Origin of the sequence: Gluconobacter sp. NFX36, from assembly GCF_049887835.1 — a bacterium.
Lineage (GTDB): Bacteria > Pseudomonadota > Alphaproteobacteria > Acetobacterales > Acetobacteraceae > Gluconobacter > Gluconobacter japonicus_A.
Genome location: NZ_JAGEKJ010000004.1, coordinates 240,003 through 258,059, shown reverse-complemented (window position 1 = coordinate 258,059; position 18,057 = coordinate 240,003). Strand labels below are relative to the sequence as shown.

The following is an 18,057-nucleotide window of genomic DNA, read 5'->3' as shown; positions in this document are numbered from 1 at the left end:
CAATGTTCATTCCCGCCGGAGTGCCTGATCTTTGCTGTCCACACTCGACCGCTGGTTTCATATTTCCGCCCGCGGCTCCACCGTACCCCGTGAGATCGTCGCTGGCCTGACCGTCTTCGGGGCCATGGCCTATATCGTCGCGGTCAATCCTTCCATCCTGTCTGCGGCGGGGCTGGACCGGCACGATATGGTCATGACGACCATCGCCGGCGCGGTCGCGGGCACATTGCTGATGGCGCTCTGGGCACGACTCCCCATTGCGCTGGCTCCTGCCATGAGCAGCAACGTGCTGTTTGCACAGGTTGTGGTTCAGCAGGCACATGTCAGTCCACGCACAGCCTTTACTGTCGTCTTGTTCAGCGGCCTCTGCTTCACAGCGCTCTCTCTCAGCCAAATCAGACAGCGCATCATCCGTGGTTTTCCGCCCTCAATCGTTCTGGGCATCCAGGTCGCACTTGGCGCCTTCATTGCCCGTATTGGCCTAACGACCGGCGGTATCGCGGTACCTACCGCGCAGGGTCTGACCTTCGGTTCCCTGAGCGATCCATCAGTCTTGCTCAGCATGGCCGGCGTGCTTCTCTGTGCGGTTCTGGTCGTCCTGCGTGTTCCAGCCGGGCTGCTTCTTGCCATTTCAACCCTGACGGTTGCGGGCCTTTTCATCCATACGGACAAGGGTACGATCACAACTCTGCCTGCCCATGCTGTGGACTGGCCACATTATCCAACCAACCTCTTCCTGCCCTTTGATTTTGCCGGTTTTTTTTCCCATCTCGGCCTGCTCATCCCCATCACGCTTTACTTCCTCATCAGCGATTTTTTTGATGCAACGGCCACTATGATGAGCGTGGCTCACCGTGCGGGACTGGATGGAACACCGGAGAAGCCAGCGCTCGATCATCGCGCTTTTGCCTCGGATGGTGCTGCCAGCATCATTGGTGCCAGCCTCGGGACCTGTACGGTTTCGGCATATGTGGAAAGTCTGGCTGGCGTGGAAGCTGGTGGCCGTACAGGGCTGAGCGCACTGGTTGTGGCGCTTCTGTTCGCTGTATCGTCCGTTTTCTGGCCACTGATTACTGCCATTCCAGCAATCGCAACAGCGCCTGTTCTGGTTCTCGTGGGGCTGAACATGCTCGGAAGCCTGCATCGCGTTGCAGACAATCCCTCCGATGCCATTCCACCTTTGACAATGCTGCTCATCGCAGGCGTGACCGGCAATTTCATGCTCAGCCTGTCCTGTGGTCTGCTCCTTTATACCGGACTGGCGCTCGCCCTGCGGGACTTCAAACGTCTAACACCGATCGTTCTTGGCCTTGATGCCGCATTTCTTCTCTACATGATTCTTCAAAGCCATATGGGCAGCTAAGGACTTTAATCGCTCTCAATTTAAGTCTTTGTTAAGAGGGGCAGGCCCAACATGCACAGCATGAGTGCCAGCCCCCATATTTTTATCGCGACACCCTGCTTCGGCGGATCTGTTACCCAGTCTTACATGCAGTCCGTCATCGGTTGCATGGCGGAAGCCGCCTCCCAGAATATCCGCCTGACGCTGTCAACGCTGGGAAGCGATGCGCTGATTACCAGAGCCAGAAATACGCTTCTGCATCAGTTCATCACCATGACGGATGCAAGCCATTTGCTTTTTATCGACAGCGATATCGGTTTTTCATTTTCGGATATTCAGGCCCTCCTTGCCGCTGACAAGACTGTTATCGGGGGCGTATATCCCCTCAAATCCCATTACTGGGACAAGAATACAGAGCGTTTTCTCGCGTCGGGCGAACCCCCCGAAACTGCCAGCCTCCGCTATGTTGGAGATTGTGCGGCTCTTTATGAAGAAAAGACACCTTCAGATGTGGCGCAGGTCTCTTATGTTGGAACAGGCTTCCTTTTATTAACCCGCGCAACCATTCAACGCATGACCGCTGCCTATCCAGAGAGCCGCTATAGACGGATTGATGCTCAACAGAGCGGAGACCACAGCCCATTTACCCATGAACCAACAGACGCCTTCGCTCTCTTCGATTGTATGATCGAGCCAGAGACCCGAACCTATCTTTCCGAAGATTATGCCTTTTGTCGCAGATGGATCGACATTGGCGGAACAGTCTGGATTCACCGTGGTCTGATGCTTTCCCATACTGGCCCGGCAACCTTTTGTGGGAATCCTGCAAACCGGATATTGCCACTCGTCAAATAATTATAAAAACCAATCAAATAAAACTCTTCCGCGTCAGCGACGCCACTATTCCGTCATAATAAGGCGGTTTAAGGTCAAGTCTGCGGTGTCGGGAGCGTGATGCATACAAGTCCCCGGCATCGCTCATTCTTCTATGCCTGCAATGCCGCCTTGAAATAGACGGCATTCGCGCCAGGGTCAGCCGCGCCCAAAGCTGTATTATAATGCACCTTGTGATAGCGACTGAGCGCATAAGGGTCGTTCGCACCCGGCAAAGCCTCCTTCACGCGATAAAAACGAATACGGGCCATCGCGCAGGCATATCGCAGGTTTGTGACCATCTGGGCGCTACGGGGCAGATCGGGCGCCAACATCTCCTCCAGAAGACCACCAAGGCGTTTTCCCACTGGGAAACGGAGAAAGTTGTTCCAGCAGTCGTCATGTGTTGCGGGTTCCATCTGCCACAGTCCAAGCGCGGGGCCTCCGCCGACCTGCTTCAGATACATGCCCCGACTTTCTGCAAGCGCCGTTCCAGTCAGGAGGTTAACAGCCGCCGCGCCCCCGAGTCCAAGACCCGTCAGTGTGGGCTCAACGACACAATGCTTGAGTTGACCAACATCAAGTCCAGTCATGATGCCGCCCCCTCAATGCGTACTCAGGGACAGGGCAAAATGCACCATCCCTGTGCCAAGAATAGATGTCGCCAATGTCACAAGAGCCGTCAGAACCGCACGTCCACCGATCAGACGGTCCAATTTTCCATTCACAATCCTGTTACCGTCATCCATCTTGGTCTCAAGAGATTTCATCTGGTTACGAAGAGAACTGATTTCCTGACGCATTTCTGTCCGCAGTTGCTCATACCGATCAGACAATCCTCCAGCCACGGTTTCCAACCGCAGAACCCGGTCTTCCAGAACCCGCAACGTATAGGCGCGGCGCTCATTTCCCTCAGAAACCGATGGGCTCTCGCACACCTGCTTTTCCATACATTCTCCAAAAACAGAAAAAGCGCCCCGAAGGACGCTTTGTGGCATTAAGCCACAAATATAGAAAAATCCTCACATTCCAGCAACGGAAAAACGATCTCTTGGCCCGCGATCCATGCCGAGGCATAACGGACACCATGACATTACCTCCGACGGAGACCCTGCTGGACCTGCGCGGTCTCGCCTGCCCCATGCCTGTTCTCAAGGCGAACCGTGCGCTCCGCGACATGACGCCCGGCGCACGCCTTCGCATTCTGGCGACAGATCGCGCCTCGGTGGCAGATTTCCAGTCTTACTGCCGTGAAACAGGACATGCCCTCGTCGCCTTTACCGAAAGCGCAGGCGTCCTGTCCTTCGTCATCCGCAGGCGTGCAGAAACGCAACCCTCCTGAGGAAACTCCCCCGTTCCCATGCACAGGGCTGGCAAAAGCTGTCATCTGGCTGTAATCCCTCGCTACCTTGTTTCCAAAACATGTCCTGAGGCTTTCCATGCCCGAACCTATTGATGCCATGTCTTTCGAAGAGGCTCTCTCCGAGCTGGAGCGGATCGTCCGTGGCCTTGAGGGCGGACAGATGAAGCTTGAAGACGCCATTTCAGCCTATGAGCGCGGTGCTGCCCTGCGCAAACACTGCGATACAAAGCTGGGAGAGGCCGAAATGCGTGTGCGTGCCATCGTGCAGAACGATGACGGCAGCACAGGCACGGAGCCTCTTGCCGATACCGGAGAGACCGGCCGATGAGTGCCACCACCACGTCCACCTCCCTCAAGGAGGCTCTCGCCCACGCCTGCACGGATATTGAAGCGACAATCGACGCTCTGCTCCCAATGGTCCCGGGTGACGAATCCGTTCTTCTCGAAGCCATGCGCTACGCCTCCCTCGGCGGCGGTAAGCGTCTGCGTGGCTTTCTGGCCGTAGAAGTTGCTTCCCTGTTTGGGGCGGATCGTCAGGCCGCACTGCGCGTTGCGGCGTCCGTCGAGATGCTGCACGCCTACTCGCTGGTGCATGACGATCTCCCTTCCATGGATGACGATGATCTGCGCCGCGGACAGCCCTCAACGCACCGCCAGTTTGACGAAGCGATTGCCATTCTCGCGGGCGATGCCCTCCAGACACGCGCGTTCGAAATCCTCGTTGAACCTGAAACCAGCCCGGATGCCACAATCCGCGCCAATCTGGCCCTGGCTCTGGCCCGTGCTTCCGGCGCGGCTGGCATGGTCGGTGGTCAGGTCGTGGATATTCGCGGTGAAGGCCGTGCCCTGCCGCTGAACGACGTCCGTCGCCTGCATGCTCTGAAGACAGGCGCCCTGATCCGCTACGCTGCGGAATCTGGCGCCATTCTGGCTGGCGTGAGCGATGAACGCCGGGACGCCATCGTCGCTTATGGTCGTGATCTTGGAACGGCTTTTCAGGTCGCTGACGATGTTCTGGACACGACCGCAAGCGCCGAGGAACTTGGCAAGACTGCTGGCAAGGATGAAGCCAGCGGAAAATCAACCTATGTCTCCCTGCTCGGCATTGACGGAGCCCGCGCCGAGGCCCGCCGCCTGAGCGATCAGGCCCGGGAGGCCCTTTCATCTTTCGGCGCACAGGCCGCAGCCCTCAGGGCCCTTGCAGACTACGTCGTCGAGCGCAGGAACTGATTTCATGAGCAACCCGTCTTCTACGATTCCTACTTACGGCCGCTATCCGGTTCTGGACCGCGTAACGCTGCCATCAGACATGCGGAATCTTTCCGTCGATCAGCTCAAGCAGCTTGCTGACGAACTGCGCTCAGAAACGGTTGACGCCGTTTCCACGACCGGCGGCCATCTTGGTGCGTCGCTTGGCGTCGTCGAACTGACCGTCGCGCTGCACGCTGTGTTCAACACGCCTGATGACCGGATCATCTGGGATGTTGGCCATCAGGCGTATCCGCACAAAATCCTGACGGGCCGTCGTGATCGCATCCGTACGTTGCGTCAGCCAGAAGGCCTGTCCGGTTTCACCCGTCGCGCGGAAAGTGAATACGACCCGTTCGGTGCAGCACATTCCTCCACATCCATTTCCGCCGGTCTCGGCATGGCTGTGGCGCATCATCTCCACGCCGAAAAAGATCCGAGCTACCACGAACGCAACGTGATTGCGGTCATCGGTGACGGTTCCATTTCCGCTGGCATGGCTTACGAAGCCATGAACAACGCCGCCGTTGCAGGCCCAGGCGCCAACCGCCTGATCGTGGTGCTGAACGACAACGAAATGTCGATCGCCCCCCCGGTCGGTTCAATGTCGAACTACCTGTCGCGCCTGATGTCCTCACGCCAGTTCTTCGGCCTGCGGGATCTGGCTGGCAAGGTCGCCAAGCGCCTGCCCGGCAAGATCGAGCGCACAGCCAAGCGCGCCGAAGAATATGCCCGTGGCATGATCACTGGCGGCACGCTCTTTGAAGAACTTGGTTTCTATTATGTCGGCCCGGTGGATGGCCATGACATGAGCCAGCTTGTTCCCATCCTGCGCAACCTCCGTGATGCGGACGATCAGGGGCCGATCCTGCTCCACATCATCACGGAAAAGGGTCGTGGCTATAAGCCTGCCGAAGCTGCAGGCGACAAGTACCATGCCGTCAGCAAGTTCAATGTTGTGACGGGCGAGCAGAAGAAGGCTCCGGCCGGTCCACCAAGCTATACGTCTGTTTTCAGCCGCGAACTGATGCGTCGCGCCAAGACCGACGACAAGCTCGTTACCGTTACGGCCGCCATGCCGTCCGGCACCGGCCTGACAGCGTTCGCAAAAGCCTATCCTGACCGTTTCTTCGACGTCGGTATCGCAGAGCAGCACGCCGTCACTTTTGCCGCCGGTATCGCCTCCGAAGGTCTGCGTCCGTTCTGCGCTATCTACTCCACCTTCCTTCAGCGCGCCTACGATCAGGTCGTCCATGACGTCGCCCTGCAGAACCTGCCGGTCCGCTTTGCGATCGACCGTGCAGGTCTCGTTGGCGCTGACGGTGCAACGCATGCCGGTTCTTTCGACCTGAACTACCTGTGCTGTCTGCCGAACATGGTCGTCATGGCACCATCTGACGAAATCGAACTGCTCCATGCGACCGCCACGGCCTGCGAATACGATGCTGGCCCGATCGCTTTCCGTTACCCGCGTGGCAGCGGCATTGGTCTGGACCTGCCTGAAAAGGGAGAAGTTCTGGAAATCGGTAAGGGTCGTATCGTTCGCGAGTCTCGTCAGGCTCCGGGCACACGTTCTGGTGTCGCCATTCTGTCGCTGGGTACCCGTCTGCACGAATCCCTTCGCGCAGCAGATCAGCTTGCCGCACAGGGCGTCGCGGTAACGGTCGCGGATGCACGCTTCGCCAAGCCAATCGACACCAAGCTGGTGGATGACCTGGTCGCACAGCATGACGTACTGATCACGCTGGAAGAAGGTGCTATCGGCGGCTTCAGCAGCCTGGTCGTTCAGCATCTTGCTGAAACCGGCAAGCTGGATACGGTGAAGTTCCGTCCGATGGCACTGCCAGACAAATACATCGACCATAACAACCCGGACGTTCAGTACGACGAAGCCGGCCTGACGGCTCCGCACATTGTGCGCACTGCTGCTGCAGCGCTGGGCGTTGAAGTCGCCCAGCAGTCCGCCTGATCCATGGCCAAACGCCGCGCAGACCAGCTCCTCGTTGATCGGGGACTGGTCGAAAGCCGGACCCGCGCCCAGGCCCTCATCATGGCGGGTCTGGCCTATAATGGGGACAGGCGCATCGCGAAGGCTGGTGACCAGATTCCCGAGGATGCTCCGTTATCCCTCAAAGGGCAGGATCATCCCTGGGTGTCCCGCGGTGGCCTGAAGCTCATTCATGGCATCGAGCATTTTGGGCTGGACCCGAAAGGCCGTATCGCCATTGATGTCGGTGCCTCCACAGGCGGCTTTACAGATGTTCTGCTGACCCATGGCGCCAGCAAGGTCTATGCCGTCGACGTAGGGCACGGCCAGCTTTCATGGAAAATCCGCTCCGACGAGCGGGTCGTCGTCATGGAAAAGACGAATGCCCGCGCCCTCACGGCGGAGCAAATCCCAGAACTGGCTGGCATTGTCGTCTGTGACGCAAGTTTCATCGGCCTCAAGACAGTCCTTCCCGCCGCTCTGGCTCTTACAACGCCTGACGCATGGGCCATTGCACTGATCAAGCCTCAGTTCGAGGCTGGTCGCGGCGAAGTGGGCGCCAAAGGTGTGGTGCGAGATCCGGCTGTCCATGACCGTGTCTGCGCCGAAATCCGGGACTGGTTTGCCTCACTCCCCGGCTGGGAAGTCCTTGGAATCGAAGCCAGCCCGATTACTGGCCCCGAAGGCAATCGGGAATTTCTTATTGCAGCCCGCCGCACGGAACCCCCAGCCGACGCCTGAATGACTGCATCCGGCGCAGGAAAATTCCTGCATCGGATTGCGCGTGTGCCAGAACCAGAGCACCCTGAATCCCACTGACAATCTCTTCTGCAAGATCAGTGGCTTCCTCCTGAGGCTTTCCAGATTTGTAAATCGCTGAGGCCAGAGCGGTCTGCCAGTCGGAAAAATAAGCCTGAATCTGTGTCCCGAACGGCGTGTCCCCATCCAATGCCATAAGGCCCATCAGGCAAATTCTCTGACCTGACTGGAAATACTGTTCCGCACTCCGAAACATACTCTCAATTCCCGCCGACGGGTTTTCAGTCACTTTAAGCGGCACAAAAATTTCTGTCTCAAACCATCGCTGGATATGAGCCAGAACTTCGGCGGTCATCTGCTCTTTCCCATGCGGGAAAAGGTTATAAAGGCTCCCCTTTCCCAGCCCGGTTGCGGTGGTCAAACGACTAAGAGAAGTCCCCTCATATCCATGACGCCGGAAGACCTCAGCAATTGCCTGAAGAACTGGATCACGGTCCCGACGGGAAGAAGTCGTCACAGACCCACCTCACTCAGCCCTGGATGAAAATCAGGCCGCACCGATTCTTCCCAACGGAATAAACGCTCTGCCTCTCCAATCCGAACGTCATTGATACTGGCATGCCGTTCATCCATCAGCCCGGCATCATTGAAGCGCCAGTTTTCGTTTCCATAAGAACGCCACCACTGACCACTCTGATCGCGCCATTCATAAGCGAACCGTACCGCAATCCTGTTTCCATCAAATGCCCAAAGCTCCTTAATCAGACGGTACTCGAGTTCCTGCTCCCACTTCCGGGCGAGAAATGCCGTAATTTCCGCCCGACCAGCGAGAAATTCATCCCGATTTCGCCAACGGCTATCCTGCGAGTAGGCCAGAGCTACCCGCTCCGGGCACTGACCATTCCATGCATCTTCTGCAGCACGAACTTTCTGTATGGCCGTTTCACGCGTGAACGGTGGCAAGGGTGGTCTGACGTTCATAGTGAAGTTTCCTGATTAAAAGGATAAGCCCAATTTGTACCGTTCGGTACAAAGAGTCCATCCCATTGCATCAAGACTCACTTTCCTTTGGAAATCCGCGCTCTCTCCGTGCTATGGGTCCGCCGCCATGACCGTCCTGACACACCCAGATACCCGCCCGCGCATCAACTCCGTCGCTTCAGATGATCTGAACGAGGCAGAGCGAGAGCGTATCCGCGCGAAATCCGCCCTCTTTGCTCCGCCGGAAGCACGGCTGGAAGATGGCCGCCGCGATCTGGTTGGCATGTCGCGTGAGGAACTTGCCACCCTGATGACCGAAATTGGCGAAAAGCCATTCCGGGCAAAGCAGATCTGGCACTGGATCTACCACCAGGGCGCGACTGATTTTTCAAAAATGAGCACCATTGCCAAGCCGCTTCAGGCCAAACTAGCAGAACACTTCATCGTCGGCCGTCCCACGACAACGACGGAACAGACATCCGTCGATGCCACCCGCAAATTCCTTTTCCGCTTCCGCGACGGACAGGAAGCCGAGACGGTCTATATTCCGGACCGCAAGGAAGACCGCGGGGCCGTTTGCATTTCTTCGCAGGTCGGCTGCACCCTCTCCTGCACATTCTGTCATACCGGAACCCAGAAGCTCGTCCGCAATCTGGGACCGGCAGAAATCGTCGGCCAGTTCATGGCAGCACGGGACAGCTACAAGGAATGGCCAAGCCCGAGCGCAGACATGCCGCGCTTCCTGTCCACCATCGTTTTGATGGGAATGGGTGAGCCGCTCTATAATTATGACAACGTGGCCAAGGCCATGCGCATCATCATGGATGGTGAAGGCATTGCTCTGTCGCGCCGCCGCATCACGCTGTCCACATCCGGTGTCGTCCCGATGATGGACCGCTGCGGCGATGAACTCGGCATCAATCTTGCCATCTCCCTCCACGCCGTCACGAACGATCTACGCGATCAGATCGTCCCGCTGAACCGCAAATATCCGATCGAGGAATTGATGGCGGCCTGCAGGCGTTATCCCGCAGCATCGAATTCCCGTCGTATCACGTTCGAATACATCATGCTGCGTGGCGTCAATGACAGCGAAGCCGATGCCCGCGAACTGGTCCGCCTGATCAAGGATATGCCAGCGAAGGTCAACCTGATCCCGTTCAACCCATGGCCTGGTTCAGACTTCAAACCGTCCACACGAGAGCAACTCGCAAAGTTTGCGAAAATCGTGATGGATGCTGGCTTTGCCTCTCCGATCCGCACCCCGCGTGGACAGGATATTCTCGCGGCCTGCGGGCAGCTCAAGACCGAAAGCGAGCGTCAGCGCAAAACCGCCTGACGCCCGGTTTCCCTCACGAACGCGGGATGCTAGAAACGCCTTCCGAACGAAAACCATAAGGACCACGCAGTTATGAGCGCCCATCAGGACGTCAAGAAAGTCGTTCTCGCCTATTCCGGCGGGCTGGACACTTCGGTCATCCTCCGATGGCTCCAGAAGACCTATAACTGCGAGGTCGTGACCTTTACGGCCGATCTTGGTCAGGGCGAAGAGCTGGAGCCAGCCCGCAAAAAGGCCGAGATGTTCGGCGTGAAGGAAATTTTCGTCGAAGATCTGCGCGAGACCTTCGTCAAGGACTACGTCTTCCCGATGTTCCGTGCGAACACGGTTTATGAAGGCCAGTACCTGCTCGGCACGTCCATCGCCCGCCCGCTGATCGCCAAGCGCCAGATCGAAATCGCCGAAGCTGTTGGCGCTGATGCTGTGGCTCACGGCGCAACCGGCAAGGGCAACGATCAGGTCCGTTTCGAGCTCGGCTATTATGCCCTGAAGCCGGATGTGAAGGTCATTTCCCCATGGCGCGAATGGGAGCTGACATCCCGGACGAAGCTGCTTGAGTTTGCAGAAGAAAACCAGATCCCCGTCACGAAGGACAAGCGCGGCGAAGCCCCGTTCTCCGTTGATGCCAACCTTCTGCACTCCTCGTCCGAAGGCAAACTGCTCGAAGACCCGGCTGTGGCCCCTGACGAAATCGTCTTCCAGCGCACCATCTCCCCGGAAGCCGCGCCGGACAAGGCGACGGAAATCAGCATCGATTTCGTCAACGGTGACCCGGTTGCCATCAATGGCGTTGCAATGAGCCCGGCAACACTGCTGACACGCCTGAACGAGCTCGGCCGTGAGAACGGCATTGGCCGTCTGGACATCGTGGAGAACCGCTTTGTGGGCATGAAGTCCCGCGGCATCTACGAAACGCCGGGTGGCACGATCCTTCTGGCCGCTCACCGCTCTATCGAGAGCATCACGCTGGACCGCGAAGCTGCCCATCTCAAGGACAGCATCATGCCGCGCTATGCCGAGCTGATCTATAACGGCTTCTGGTTCTCGCCTGAGCGCCGCATGCTTCAGGCTCTGATCGATGCCAGTCAGCATTCCGTCAACGGTCGCGTCCGCATGAAACTCTACAAGGGCAACGTCGTTTGCGTCGGTCGCGAGAGCCCGAACAGCCTGTACGATACCCGCGTTGTGACATTCGAGGACGACGAAGGCGCGTATAATCAGCAGGATGCGCAGGGTTTCATCAAGCTCAACGCACTGCGCCTGCGTCTCGGTGGCCAGATTGGCCGTCGCGGTGGCGCACTCTGATCCATAACCAGTTGCGGGGGACCATGACCAGCCTGTTTCGCCTTACATCAGCCCTGACCCTTTGTGGCGCACTCCTTGCGGGGTGTGCCGGACACAAGGAAGATGCACCTGAACTGACGCCTGAGCAGTTCATGGCGAAAGTGCGGGCAGAACCGGGCGTCAAGACCCTCCCCGACGGGCTGTCTTACAAGGTTCTGAAATCAGGACCAAAGGACGGGGAAAGCCCGCATCGTGGCTCCACCATGATGGTGATCTATGAAGGCCGTCTGCCGGATGGGGGCATTTTTGACAGCTCCGACCAGCATGGTAACGGCGCTTACATGGAAATGCCGCTGGATGGTCTGGTTGAAGGCTGGCTTGAAGCGCTGCCCATGATGCATGTCGGGGACGAGTGGATGCTCTACCTTCCCGCCAAGCTGGGTTATGGCAAGCGCTCCATGGGCATCATTCCGCCGAACAGCCCGCTGATCTTCAAGATCCAGCTTCTGGGCGTCAACAACGGGCAGCAGTAAAAACTGCCCTACCCTTCCAGAGAAGCCTCACGGCTTTTCTGGAAGGCACCAGTGTGCATTGCACCGCGCTTCATAAAGTTCCTGATCGCCCGTCTCTAGAAGACGCCCTGTTTCATGCGTCTTGGCCGTCCAGCGTGCAGGATCGTTGCAGGTATGGCACCGGGCCTCAAGATGAATGATATCATCGGCAAACTGCATCAGTTTTGAAACGATTTCGAACGGCTGCTGTCGATAATCACTATCCAGCCCGCCAACGGTCACTATTGCCCCACGCAGTTTCGCTGCCTGCAATTCCGCAACAATGTCGCCTTCATAATGCGGGGCAACCATGAACTGCACTTCGTCCAGCACGATATGATCGTATTCGTCCGCCTGTGAGGGCCACTGACGCACGGATTGGGCAGCAAAATGTGATCCGTCCCGGCTCACCAGTTCGGCGCCATCCCGCGTATCGAATCCCGGCTTGAGAGCAAGAACACGCTCATGCGCAGCCGCAGCCTTGATCAGATGCGAGGATTTTCCTGCAAACATTGGCCCCACATACAGTACCAGACGTCCCTTGCTGCTCATGCTTTCTCCCTTCGATAGCGCCCATGAGCCCTATCGGGACGGATTTGCCAAGACCCGCCCTTGCTGAATGCGGTCTGAAAATGCGACAAACAGTCCGTGATCAGATTAGACCCCGCAATCCGGCTTCCCCTGTTTATCGCCATTTTTCTGGCGATTGCATTTGTCGTCGGTCATGCTTGGGAAAATCGTGAACAGGCGCCTCGCGAATATTCGAATGAATGCAGCATCTGCCATCACGGTGGACATGGACAGGTCCGGGCCGTCGCTCCGATCTTTGGTCGGGTCGGCCATATCGCACTGACGCCAGAAGGCCACCGCTACATCATTCATGTGCTGTTGAATGGTCTTGATGGCCCCATTACCGCAGGCGGCGCATCCTACAACAGCTCTATGCCGTCATTTCACCGACTTCCTGACGATGAAATCGCACGGATCCTGACATTTGTGGCCAGTCAGGAAATGTCCTCCGGTGGCCCGACCTTTACAGCCGCAGAAATCGCTGAAGAGCGCAAACATCCGCTTTCTCCCGAAGAAGTTCTGCTCGAACGCCAGAAACTGGAACAGCAGACGCCTCTGCCATGAAACGGATCGCTCTTCCTCTCTGCCTTGCTCTGACCTCTTGTGGAAAGAAGCCGGCTGGACAAGCCGTTTACGGCCCAAACTGCGGAATTTGCCATCATGGTGGCAGCGGCATGCCGGGCGAAACGCCGCCCTTGGTTGGTCGGCTGGACGTCATTGCCCAGACGCCGGAAGGCCACCATTACCTTGCGACGGTTCTTTTGAACGGACTTCGCGGCCGTTTTGACACGCAGGGGTATCGTTATGACTATTCCATGCCCGCTTACCGTGATCGCCTCAATGATCAGCAGATCGCCGACGTCCTGAACTGGCTGATCGTCCGGGGTCAGAGCAAACCCACACCAGCCCTTACGGCAGCCGAGGTCGCCAGCGTTCGCGCCCAACCGGGCGACCCCGCAACAAGTTATCAAGAACGCCAGATCCTCAATCAGAAGCACCCGCTTCCATGAGGACATTGATTTTCCCCAAAGCTGAAGACTGAGTTCATCATGCAGCGTGTATTTTCCGGCATTCAGCCGACCGGTATTCCTCATCTGGGTAACTACCTGGGCGCCATCCGCAACTGGGCCGCCATGCAGGCAGACCATGACTGCGTTTTCTGCCTCGTGGACATGCATTCCCTCACGATGCCCTGGACTCCGGAAGACCTCCGGAAGCAGACCCTCGGTTCCGCCGCGTGCCTTCTGGCAACAGGCATTGAGCCGACGCGCCTCTACAACCAGTCTGCCGTCAGCGCCCATGCCCGTCTCGGCTGGATTTTCAACTGCGTCTCCCGCCTTGGCTGGCTGAACCGTATGACCCAGTTCAAGGACAAGGCAGGCAAGAACCGGGAAAACCATTCTGCTGGTTTGTATGTTTATCCAAACCTGATGGCCGCTGACATTCTGGCGTTCCATGCCACCCGCGTGCCCGTTGGCGATGACCAGAAGCAGCATATCGAACTGGCCAATGACATCGCCCAGAAGTTCAACCATGACATGGGCACGGACTTCTTCCCGCAAATCGAGGCATTCATTCCACCGGCAGCAGCCCGCGTCATGAGCCTGCGCGATGGTACGAAGAAAATGTCCAAGTCAGACCCATCTGAGCAGAGCCGGATTGTCCTGACCGATACGCCGGATGAAATTGCTCTGAAGATCCGCCGTGCCAAGACAGATTCCGAAGCTCTGCCGAGTGAAGTTGAAGGACTTGGCGACCGTGCAGAAGCACGCAATCTGGTGGCGATTTACGCCGCAATGTCAGGAGAAACGATGTCTGACGTTCTGGCGCGCTTCGGTGGCGAGGGTTTTGGACCGTTCAAGAGTGCTCTGGCAGATCTGCTGGTGGAGAAAATTGGTCCCGTGGCCACCGAGACCGCACGCCTGATGCAGAACGAAGATCATATCATCTCCGTCCTGCGCGCGGGCGCTGATCGCGCGCGCGAAATCTCCGAGCCAATCGTTCAGGAAGCCGAGCGTCTGGTCGGCTTTATTCGCTAAAAACTTTGGCCTGCCTGGGTGAGCGGGAAACCGGCTCATCCAGTAGGTCCATGATTTCGGACGCCGCTGCATCTGCTGGCGTTCCCACGGGTGGCGAGAGTTTTTCAAGCACTTCCGCAAACGCGATACGCTGCTTATCAGCCGCCGCAGGATCGTCCAGTAGCTTGCCAATCGTCGCGGCCAACTTCTCAGGCGTACAGTTTTCCTGAAGCATTTCAGGGACCACTTCCCGGCCAGCCAGCAGATTGACCATGGCGACATACGGCACCTTAATCATCCGACGTGCCATCATCGCTGTCACAGGATTGACGCGATACGTGACCACCATGGGAACGTTCCCCATAGCCAGTTCAAGCGTGGACGTCCCCGATTTCGTCAAAGCTCCCTGAGCCGCCGCGAACGCATCATGCTTGTCATGAATGTCCGTCACGATATGGGGCTGAACTGGCCATTTCCGGATCAGGTTTCGCACCGTTGGTGCAATGACAGGTGCGACTGGAATAACCGGGCAGATATCGGGATGTGTCTTGCGAAGAATATCCAGCATTTTGCGGAAAACGGGCAGCAGTTTCGGAACCTCAGAGCGCCGGCTTCCCGGCATCAGGATCAGAACAGGCGCATTTTCCGGAATATTATGCCGACAGCGAAAACGAGCGGCGTTTCCCTGTCTTACACCCGACTGAAGGACCGGATGCCCGACAAAACGCGCTTCCAGCCCCCGCTGTGCAAACCATTCCGGCTCAAACGGGAGAAGGCACAGAAGCCTGTCCCAAAGACCCGGAAACTCCTTTACGCGCTTTTCACGCCAGGCCCAGACTTGAGGGGCAACGTAATGAACGCGCTTGATCCCCGAGTTTTCGATTTTCTGAAGCAGCCGAAGTGCGAAGCCCGGACTGTCGATCGTCACAACAAGGTCAGGCTTGCGCAGTTCAATATCCTGCACAGCCTCAAGAAGACGCTGCCTGAGATGCTTCACCTTTGGAAGGACCTCAACCAGCCCCATGACGGCCAGATCGCTCATGGGAAACAGACTATGCAGCCCCAAAGCTTCCATCCGGCCACCGCCAACCCCGGCAAACACCAGACTCGGGTCCTGTGCATGCAGCGCCAGCATGAGGCGTGCACCGATCACGTCTCCGCTGGCTTCTCCTGCCAGAATCCAGATCACACGCCCATGCTGGGGAACAGGCGCCCCCGACTTGAAAGACCTGTTCATCGACTGATCGCCTGATCCGGAGTCTGCAAGAGAATTCATCGACGCAGCGTGGCCCCTGTTGCCTTGAGAACTGCACCTTCTACCGATTTGGAAAGCGCTTCAAGGCCAGCCTCGGTCAGACTCTCGGTCTGCGGCTGAAGAACAACCTCCACACCGAGCGAACGATACCCTTCCGGCAGGCTCCCACCTTCGAAAACGTCAAAGAGACGCACATCCTGAATAAGGTTCCGATCCGCCATGCGAACAGCCTTCAAAACACCCTGTGCCTCGACATCCGGTCCGGCAAGGAATGCGAAGTCACGACGAACTGGCTGAAGTGCTGACAGAACAGGCGCGGACTTCTTCTTAGCCTTCGGCTGCGGAATACGATCCAGATACAGTTCAAACGCTACAACCGTTCCACTCAGTCCGAGGGCACGCGCCACGCGAGGATGAAGCTCACCGAAAGTTCCGAGAACGAGCTTCGGCCCCTGACGCACCTGACCAGAACGACCCGGATGGTAGAAGCCGGGGGCGTCTGCCGTTACGGACAGCGAGGCTTCCGGCACACCAAGCGCGCTCAGAGCCGCCGTCAGATCGGCCTTGGCATCCCAAAGCGTTGCTTCCTGTGCTGCACGACCCGGTTCACGCGCCGTCAAACCACCACGCAAACCGGCAAGACGCAGATGCTGCCCCTCAAAGTCGAAGCACGGCCCGATTTCGAAGAGCGATCCTTCCCCCGAGAGGCCCAGCCCGCGAGCCAGATTACGCCCCAAAGCGCGCGCCAGATTGACGAGTGGCGTTGGACGCAGCTGATCCAGATCAGTTGCAATCGGGTTCAACAGACGCTGCGTCTCAGGCACATCCCCGAAAAGGACCGCATCTTCATTGGCGACAAATGAGAAGCCAACTGTTTCCATCATGCCGCGCGCTGCACAGATCCGGCGCAGGAGTGCAGTCCGCGCCTGTAGAGGCGTTACGGCAGGAGCCGGAATCATAGCCGTTTGTGGAAGCGCGACAGGAGGAACCGCGTCCAGCCCGTAAAGGCGCAGCACTTCTTCCACAAGGTCGCATTCCGCTTCCATGCGCGACACGCTGGCTGCAGCCTTGGCGGCAACGTCTTCGTCCAGTGTTGCGGCCTGAGCCAGAACCTGTCCAGACGCGACGTCATTCCTCCAGGACGGAACCGCGAATGTCGCGCGCTCATCGTCACGCTCGACAACTTCGAAGCCGAGATGCTCCAGGGAGCGAACAGCGTCATAAGCCGGAATCTGTACGCCACCCAGTGTTGCCAGACGCTCGAAACGGAGCGTCGCCGTCCGCTTCCAGTTTGGCACCTCACCAGATTCCGTGATCTCGCTTGGCTCACCACCACAGAGATCCCTGATCATAATGGTGGCGGCTTCAAGGCCACTCCGCACCAGCGCCGGATCAATACCACGTTCGAAACGCTGACGCGCATCGGTATGAATGGCCAGACGTCGACCTGTCAGGGCGATACGAACGGCATCGAACAGAGCGGACTCAACAAACACATCTGTTGTGCTCTCATCCACCCCGCTCTGCTGACCACCCATAATGCCTGCAAGAGACTGCACCCCGGCATCATCGACGATGACCATATCATCCGTACCAAGGACGTATTCGTTGCCGTCCAGTGCCGTAAACGTCTCGCGTGCGGCATGGGTAACGGTCAGAGTAGTGCCAGAAAGTTTTGCAACATCAAAAACATGCAGCGGACGGCCGAGGTCGAATGTAAAGTAATTCGTGACGTCAACCAGCCTGGAAATCGGCTTGAGACCAACAGCCTTCAGTCGGCGCTGAAGCCACTCTGGGCTGGGACCATTCTTCACGCCTCGAATGACGCGCCCCACGATATAGGGACAGCCCGGATTTTCCGTCTTCCACGTAATCGGAGACTCGAAATCCCCTTCAACGGCTTCCGTTAACCACGGCTTAAGGTGGCCAATCCCTGCCGCAGCAAGATCACGCGCAATGCCGCGAATGCTCAGAGCATCGCCACGGTTTGGCGTAATCGCAATTTCAATGACCGGGTCATCAAGCTCGGCATACGTTGCATATGCCTCACCGATCGGGGCTGTTTCCGGCAACTCGGCAATGCCATTGCTTTCCTCACCGAGACCCAGTTCGCGCAGGGAGCACAGCATGCCGCCGCTTTCCTCACCACGGATCTTGCCCTTCTTGATGGTGATATCGAGCCCCGGGACATAAGTGCCCGGAGGTGCAAAAATCACATGAAGGCCAGCGCGTGCATTCGGTGCGCCGCAAACGACCTGAAGGTCTTCATAGCCTGCCCCAGCTGCCACGCGGCAAAGCTGAAGACGGTCCGCATCCGGATGGCGATGTGCTTCCAGAATTTTGGCGGTCCGAAAGCCAGCGAGCTTCTCGGCTGGATTTTCCACACCTTCGACTTCAAGACCAATGCCGTTCAGACGCGCACAGATCTCTTCACAAGAAGCCGTAAAATCAAGGTGTTCACGCAGCCATGAAAGAGAGAACTTCATG

20 protein-coding genes are annotated in these 18,057 nt (G+C 57.7%); 13 read left to right on the top strand and 7 right to left on the bottom strand.

Annotated elements, in window-relative coordinates; genetic code table 11:
• Positions 1 to 31 precede the first annotated feature (31 nt).
• Together J4P41_RS06155 and J4P41_RS06150 are read left to right on the top strand one after the other, a co-directional pair.
• Positions 32 to 1,363 carry an NCS2 family permease gene (locus tag J4P41_RS06155; protein WP_211568558.1) on the top strand — a complete coding sequence of 444 codons (1,332 nt, stop codon included), beginning with the start codon at positions 32 to 34 and terminating at the stop codon, positions 1,361 to 1,363.
• 51 nt (positions 1,364 to 1,414) lie between these two features.
• Positions 1,415 to 2,197, top strand: a complete 783-nt coding sequence (locus J4P41_RS06150; RefSeq protein ID WP_426066432.1) for a hypothetical protein — start codon at positions 1,415 to 1,417, stop codon at positions 2,195 to 2,197.
• Between the two features lie 131 nt (positions 2,198 to 2,328).
• Here the strand turns inward: J4P41_RS06150 and J4P41_RS06145 are convergent, their stop codons facing one another.
• Together J4P41_RS06145 and J4P41_RS06140 are read right to left on the bottom strand one after the other, a co-directional pair.
• Positions 2,329 to 2,808 carry a hypothetical protein gene (locus J4P41_RS06145; RefSeq protein WP_426066431.1) on the bottom strand — a complete coding sequence of 160 codons (480 nt, stop codon included), beginning with the start codon at positions 2,806 to 2,808 and terminating at the stop codon, positions 2,329 to 2,331.
• Positions 2,809 to 2,820: 12 nt separating this feature from the next.
• Positions 2,821 to 3,165, bottom strand: coding sequence for a hypothetical protein (locus J4P41_RS06140; RefSeq protein WP_023942942.1), 345 nt, complete (start codon positions 3,163 to 3,165; stop codon positions 2,821 to 2,823).
• Between the two features lie 137 nt (positions 3,166 to 3,302).
• Here J4P41_RS06140 and J4P41_RS06135 point away from each other — a divergent pair, with 137 nt between their 5' ends.
• The 5 genes from J4P41_RS06135 to J4P41_RS06115 all read left to right on the top strand — a co-directional run bounded on the left by J4P41_RS06135 (position 3,303) and on the right by J4P41_RS06115 (position 7,554).
• A complete protein-coding gene (locus J4P41_RS06135; protein ID WP_062023746.1) occupies positions 3,303 to 3,557 on the top strand; it encodes a sulfurtransferase TusA family protein in 255 nt (84 codons plus the stop codon).
• Between the two features lie 97 nt (positions 3,558 to 3,654).
• Entirely contained in the window at positions 3,655 to 3,906 is a 252-nt protein-coding gene (locus J4P41_RS06130; protein WP_426066430.1) for an exodeoxyribonuclease VII small subunit, read from the top strand.
• The gene (locus J4P41_RS06125; protein WP_062023744.1) at positions 3,903 to 4,808 is read left to right on the top strand and encodes a polyprenyl synthetase family protein; all 906 of its coding nucleotides are present in this window, start codon (positions 3,903 to 3,905) and stop codon (positions 4,806 to 4,808) included. The genes J4P41_RS06130 and J4P41_RS06125 overlap by 4 nt, the downstream gene beginning before the upstream one ends.
• A 4-nt stretch (positions 4,809 to 4,812) precedes the next feature.
• On the top strand, positions 4,813 to 6,795 hold the full coding sequence (dxs, locus tag J4P41_RS06120) for a 1-deoxy-D-xylulose-5-phosphate synthase (RefSeq protein WP_023942944.1): 1,983 nt from the start codon (positions 4,813 to 4,815) through the stop codon (positions 6,793 to 6,795).
• Positions 6,796 to 6,798: 3 nt separating this feature from the next.
• Positions 6,799 to 7,554: a TlyA family RNA methyltransferase gene (locus J4P41_RS06115; RefSeq protein WP_426066429.1), complete on the top strand. Its 756-nt coding sequence runs from the start codon at positions 6,799 to 6,801 to the stop codon at positions 7,552 to 7,554.
• Here the strand turns inward: J4P41_RS06115 and J4P41_RS06110 are convergent.
• Together J4P41_RS06110 and J4P41_RS06105 are read right to left on the bottom strand one after the other, a co-directional pair.
• Entirely contained in the window at positions 7,514 to 8,089 is a 576-nt protein-coding gene (locus tag J4P41_RS06110; protein WP_426066428.1) for a TetR/AcrR family transcriptional regulator, read from the bottom strand. The two genes, J4P41_RS06115 and J4P41_RS06110, sit on opposite strands and share 41 nt — an antisense overlap.
• Positions 8,086 to 8,553 carry a DUF1348 family protein gene (locus J4P41_RS06105; protein ID WP_426066427.1) on the bottom strand — a complete coding sequence of 156 codons (468 nt, stop codon included), beginning with the start codon at positions 8,551 to 8,553 and terminating at the stop codon, positions 8,086 to 8,088. Before J4P41_RS06105 ends, J4P41_RS06110 begins: the two co-directional genes overlap by 4 nt.
• 127 nt (positions 8,554 to 8,680) lie before the next feature.
• Between J4P41_RS06105 and rlmN the strand changes: the two genes are divergently transcribed.
• The 3 genes from rlmN to J4P41_RS06090 all read left to right on the top strand — a co-directional run bounded on the left by rlmN (position 8,681) and on the right by J4P41_RS06090 (position 11,709).
• The gene (gene rlmN, locus J4P41_RS06100) at positions 8,681 to 9,892 is read left to right on the top strand and encodes a 23S rRNA (adenine(2503)-C(2))-methyltransferase RlmN (protein ID WP_061928879.1); all 1,212 of its coding nucleotides are present in this window, start codon (positions 8,681 to 8,683) and stop codon (positions 9,890 to 9,892) included.
• 72 nt (positions 9,893 to 9,964) lie between these two features.
• The gene (locus J4P41_RS06095; RefSeq protein ID WP_007282854.1) at positions 9,965 to 11,197 is read left to right on the top strand and encodes an argininosuccinate synthase; all 1,233 of its coding nucleotides are present in this window, start codon (positions 9,965 to 9,967) and stop codon (positions 11,195 to 11,197) included.
• 23 nt (positions 11,198 to 11,220) lie between these two features.
• Positions 11,221 to 11,709, top strand: a complete 489-nt coding sequence (locus J4P41_RS06090; RefSeq protein WP_034880451.1) for an FKBP-type peptidyl-prolyl cis-trans isomerase — start codon at positions 11,221 to 11,223, stop codon at positions 11,707 to 11,709.
• Positions 11,710 to 11,736: 27 nt separating this feature from the next.
• On the opposite strand, the gene J4P41_RS06085 is transcribed toward J4P41_RS06090, so the two are convergent.
• The gene (locus J4P41_RS06085; protein WP_010501924.1) at positions 11,737 to 12,279 is read right to left on the bottom strand and encodes a thymidine kinase; all 543 of its coding nucleotides are present in this window, start codon (positions 12,277 to 12,279) and stop codon (positions 11,737 to 11,739) included.
• Positions 12,280 to 12,375: 96 nt separating this feature from the next.
• Here J4P41_RS06085 and J4P41_RS06080 point away from each other — a divergent pair, with 96 nt between their 5' ends.
• Genes J4P41_RS06080 through trpS form a run of 3 tightly spaced genes read left to right on the top strand, consistent with a single transcriptional unit; the run spans position 12,376 to position 14,336 of the window.
• Positions 12,376 to 12,861 carry a c-type cytochrome gene (locus J4P41_RS06080; protein WP_061928882.1) on the top strand — a complete coding sequence of 162 codons (486 nt, stop codon included), beginning with the start codon at positions 12,376 to 12,378 and terminating at the stop codon, positions 12,859 to 12,861.
• Positions 12,858 to 13,307 carry a c-type cytochrome gene (locus tag J4P41_RS06075; RefSeq protein WP_426066426.1) on the top strand — a complete coding sequence of 150 codons (450 nt, stop codon included), beginning with the start codon at positions 12,858 to 12,860 and terminating at the stop codon, positions 13,305 to 13,307. The genes J4P41_RS06080 and J4P41_RS06075 overlap by 4 nt, the downstream gene beginning before the upstream one ends.
• A 39-nt stretch (positions 13,308 to 13,346) precedes the next feature.
• Positions 13,347 to 14,336, top strand: coding sequence for a tryptophan--tRNA ligase (gene trpS, locus J4P41_RS06070; RefSeq protein WP_426066425.1), 990 nt, complete (start codon positions 13,347 to 13,349; stop codon positions 14,334 to 14,336).
• Here trpS and lpxB read toward each other — a convergent pair.
• Both lpxB and pheT read right to left on the bottom strand, forming a co-directional pair.
• Complete coding sequence (lpxB, locus tag J4P41_RS06065; protein ID WP_426066424.1) at positions 14,326 to 15,591, bottom strand: lipid-A-disaccharide synthase; 1,266 nt, start codon at positions 15,589 to 15,591, stop codon at positions 14,326 to 14,328. The two genes, trpS and lpxB, sit on opposite strands and share 11 nt — an antisense overlap.
• Positions 15,588 to 18,056: a phenylalanine--tRNA ligase subunit beta gene (gene pheT, locus J4P41_RS06060; RefSeq protein ID WP_426066423.1), complete on the bottom strand. Its 2,469-nt coding sequence runs from the start codon at positions 18,054 to 18,056 to the stop codon at positions 15,588 to 15,590. The genes lpxB and pheT overlap by 4 nt, the downstream gene beginning before the upstream one ends.
• Position 18,057 lies beyond the last annotated feature (1 nt).